Annotated in this window: 1 pseudogene; it reads left to right on the forward strand. The window is 51.0% G+C overall.

What is annotated here, in order from left to right:
* Window positions 1-578, forward strand: a pseudogene (locus EYY60_RS22165) (hypothetical protein); the annotation flags it as partial.

Below are 578 nucleotides of genomic sequence, written 5' to 3' on the forward strand. Positions count from 1 at the left end.
CGTTGGTAAGCACGCTTCCTGCAGGATTAACAATCAACGCGGACAAGACAATTACAGTAGCTCCGGGCACAGCCTCAGGAAGCTACGAGGTGGAATACACGATCTGTGACAACGATCATGCACTGAACTGCGATACAGTGAAGAGCTATGTTCAGGTTGTGGGCGATGTTCTGGTAGCCAATGCAGACAATCCTGCTTCGGTTACACAGTCAACGACAGCCCAGACAATCATCACAGTTACGGACAACGACACCAGAAACGGACAGCCGTTGGCGGCATCTGAAGTAAAAATAACGACAACCGTTGCAGATCCTTCAGGATATTTAGTTTTAGATCCGATGACTGGAACAGTAACCCTTGGCGCAAATGCCCCGGCTGGAACTTACACGTTGACCTATTCGATCTGCGACAAGGCCAATGTATCGAACTGCTCGACAGCGACAGTCAGCCTGACGGTAAACGCTCCAGTTGTGATTCCTGCAATCGACGCGGTTACTGAAACAACGACGGCGATCAACAGCAATGCAGGAGGCACGACAGCATCCCTGACTGCCAATGACACGCTGAACGGAACACCG

The sequence above is a fragment of the Flavobacterium zhairuonense genome (genome assembly GCF_004352915.1).
GTDB lineage: Bacteria > Bacteroidota > Bacteroidia > Flavobacteriales > Flavobacteriaceae > Flavobacterium > Flavobacterium zhairuonense.